The sequence below is a fragment of the Altibacter sp. HG106 genome, from assembly GCF_028561755.1.
Classification (GTDB): Bacteria; Bacteroidota; Bacteroidia; order Flavobacteriales; family Flavobacteriaceae; genus DFVG01.
Genome location: NZ_JAQQTD010000020.1, coordinates 1 through 3,201 on the forward strand (window position 1 = coordinate 1; position 3,201 = coordinate 3,201).

The 3,201-nt window shown below is 34.0% G+C and carries 4 protein-coding genes; all 4 read right to left on the minus strand.

From position 1 onward, the window contains the following. Positions 1–184 precede the first annotated feature (184 nt). Positions 185–883: a hypothetical protein gene (locus PO830_RS14720; protein WP_272854336.1), complete on the minus strand. Its 699-nt coding sequence runs from the start codon at positions 881–883 to the stop codon at positions 185–187. Between the two features lie 250 nt (positions 884–1,133). Continuing rightward, positions 1,134–1,601 carry a hypothetical protein gene (locus tag PO830_RS14725; protein ID WP_272854337.1) on the minus strand — a complete coding sequence of 156 codons (468 nt, stop codon included), beginning with the start codon at positions 1,599–1,601 and terminating at the stop codon, positions 1,134–1,136. Between the two features lie 172 nt (positions 1,602–1,773). Next, the gene (locus PO830_RS14730; RefSeq protein WP_272854338.1) at positions 1,774–2,154 is read right to left on the minus strand and encodes a hypothetical protein; all 381 of its coding nucleotides are present in this window, start codon (positions 2,152–2,154) and stop codon (positions 1,774–1,776) included. A gap of 484 nt (positions 2,155–2,638) precedes the next feature. Continuing rightward, positions 2,639–3,079 carry a DinB family protein gene (locus PO830_RS14735; RefSeq protein WP_272854339.1) on the minus strand — a complete coding sequence of 147 codons (441 nt, stop codon included), beginning with the start codon at positions 3,077–3,079 and terminating at the stop codon, positions 2,639–2,641. Positions 3,080–3,201 lie beyond the last annotated feature (122 nt).

Genomic DNA, 3,201 nt, shown 5'->3' on the forward strand with positions numbered 1-3,201 from the left:
AGCTTAGGCGGCTGAATGGCAGAACCAAAACGCGGAGCGTTTGTGGGAAGCGGTGTTAACCGCGTGCGATTCAGCAGTGCTTTGGGAGCCGCCGAATATGTTCAAGATATTCCGATGACCTTTTTGTTTGATTTAAAGATAGTGTTTTCGGCTAAGAAAATGACCCGATGCATGATAGCCGTTGTTATGTGCTGGCGTTATTCTTTTCATTCATTATTTTTTCAGCCGTTTCGGACAGGAAATCGGTTAGCTTATCAATCATTGTTGTCAAAAATTCGATTGATTCCATTTTGACTTTTGATTTTTCTATGTCGAAAGAAATTCCATTTGAGTTTTCAATAAACCTCAATATATCTTCTTTTGGGGATTTTAAAATTCCATTGTTATGAGCAATTGAATTTCTAATTAATTGATATTTTCTAATTTCAGCCCATTTTTCATTTAAACTGTCCAAATTTACATTCAGAACTTTAATTATGTACTTTCTACATTGTCCAATATAGTTCTGCTCTTTAATATCTTTTGCTCCGATTCTTAAGTTTTCAATTTTTCGGCACCATTCACACATCTTAAAAAATTCATTTTCGAATGTTGAGTATATGGTCAAATAAACGGATTGATTTAAAATATTTGGAAATTCAGAGCTGTTTAGTATTTCCATTTCATAGATATCATACGCATCTGGCATTTCGGGATTTTTTCCGTGTTCTTTATGCCATTTATCATATTTTTCTGAGAGTTTCTTTTCTTGTTGAAGAATCATTTCTTGAGTGCTTTCCAAGTATGCCTTAATTGGGTCAAACTTGAAGTCATACATTGTTCGTGAGTTTACAAAAACCCAATATTTACTTCCTTTAAATTTACTTCTTCTTGTTCTTGACATGGTTGGTTCTCCGCTTGCACATAACGGTCCGGGCTATCATACGGCGGGAGCTTAGGCGGCTGAATGGCAGAACCAAAACGCGGAGCGTTTGTGGGAAGCAGCGTTAGCTGCGTGCGATTCAGCAGCGCTTTGAGAGCCGCCGAATATGTTCAAGATATTCCGATGACCTTTTTAGTTTGATTTAAAGATAGTGTTTTCGGTTAAGAAAATGACCCGATGCATGATAGCCATTGTTGTGCAACGTATTTTTTTAAAAGTCAATCTCATCTAATTCTTCAGTTTCGTTTTTAACAATCGATATTTCCAATTTCAATTTACTTAATACTATTTCGTCCTCAATTAATTCCGCTAAAAAGCTCCAACCTTTAGAATCGGGAACAAAAAAAGGTTCAGGTAAATTATATTCCGATTTTGATTTGTCATAGTAAATAATAATTTCGAATCCATCGATATTAATTCTTTCAGTACGAAATTCAGTTGACTTTGATTTTAATCCATTTAATGAAATGAGCGTTTTGTAATTTTTATAATTTAATCTCTCCGATTTAATATGTAAAAAGACGTTTCCCGAATATGTGTAATTTTTCAGAGAGTCTTTTTCAATTACGTGTTTTGCTATTCTTTCCGCAATCCGTTTTTCAGTTCCGTCCGAATTCATTTTTCCGCAACCAACAATTCCGAAAATAAATACTATTATAAAGATTTTTATTTTATTCAATTCAAATGGTTTTCAGATTTGTTTTGGATATGTTGCACAACGGTCTCGGCTATGAGTAGTTGCGTGGGTTAGCACTTAACTTTGCAAGTACACACCAAGCTGAAAATCCGTGAGGATTTTCAGAAGTAGGCGAGAACAAGCAATTACTTATAGCCATTGTTGTACACCGTTTTTATTTATTTTTTAATATCTGTTCAACATATTTTCTATGATTGTCAAATCCGTTCTTTTCGGGATTTTCCAAGTCAATCATTTCTCCAATTCCAGAGTCGTAAATCTGCCAATTATGCTTTTTAGCTAATTCGATTAAAGCATAAAGTCCGTTTTCTCCGTATAAATTTAACATTGTATTACTCACAGGCTCGCTATGAGTATAAAAATCAATTGTAAAATCAGTTCCGATTATTTCTCTATGATTATCATCTTTTTTAACTCGGTCAAATGAGTTTTCCAATATTCCTGTAAAATCAGTCGGTTCGAGTTGATTTTCGTCCAATTCTGCAACTGATTCTATTTTCTGTCTTGAATTAAAAAGCACAATGTGCCAACTCATATCTTTTCGCTTGTTGAGTAAAATTTTTTCTTTATGTAAACGTAAGTTGGCAAGGTCAGAATTAATAAAACTCCTATTACTTTAGTCAAATCGGTCATAATGAATCGTCCGCCTTTCCACTCCATAGTTTCTGTTTTACTGTCAATAATTTCTATTCCGCTATATACAAATAATGAAAGCAGAACGATAATTAGAATCAGAAAAGTTAGATTGAAATATGCTTTTTTCATTGTTTTCTCAAATGGTGTACAACGGTTTTGTGTATGGCTCGTTGCGTGCAAATTAGCGATTATTTTTCGGTTGAGCCACAAGCCAGATTTTTAAATTTTACTATTTATCTTCTTCTTGGAAATCGTCAAATTTAAAAATTTGGCGACTTTCCAAATATGCTTTAACTTTGGATTAAGCAACTGACCAGCAATGAGCTATACACGTTGTTGTGGTGCGTTTTTTATTCATTCAGTATTTCCGTTTGTTGTTCAATTCAGCGTTTGTAAAAAATGTAATCAGTAACGATTGGATTAATTCCGCTTTGTCTCAAGTCCGAAATTATTTGGCCTTTATGATGGCTAAAATGATTGGCGATATGAAACAATATCTGCTGTATCGAGTTTCTGAATTCAGTTCCTTTGGAATTGGCGTAAATTATTATTTCATTCAATTCACGTTCAGCTATTATATTCAGAGTTCGGTTATAATTCTCATTATCTATTCGCTTGCATTGCTTTAAGGTATGATTTTCGTGAACGCCGAGTGTTTGGTCATTGGTTATTCTTGCATTCCATATCTGTTGTGCGTTGATTGAATGTGATAAAAGCGGAATTGTACGTTTTGTTATTGCGTTTTCGTTTTCAGCAAGTTGCTCAATCAGTTTTTGATTAAAATGATTATGATATTCAAATATGTCTTCGAAGAATTCTTTCATTTTGCACGATTTCTAATGTCAGCACGATGTTTGTTTTAAATGCACCACAACGGTGATGTATAACAGAAGTTGGGGGACCTTCTGGGTACAATTTAGTTAAAAGTTCTCAAAGATCCTTCTAG

Bases quoted from the DNA above. Each gene is read 5' to 3' on its own strand.
- PO830_RS14720 (WP_272854336.1), bottom strand. From the start codon at position 883: ATGTCAAGAACAAGAAGAAGTAAATTTAAAGGAAGTAAATATTGGGTT.
- PO830_RS14730 (WP_272854338.1), bottom strand. From the start codon at position 2,154: ATGAGTTGGCACATTGTGCTTTTTAATTCAAGACAGAAAATAGAATCA.
- PO830_RS14735 (WP_272854339.1), bottom strand. From the start codon at position 3,079: ATGAAAGAATTCTTCGAAGACATATTTGAATATCATAATCATTTTAAT.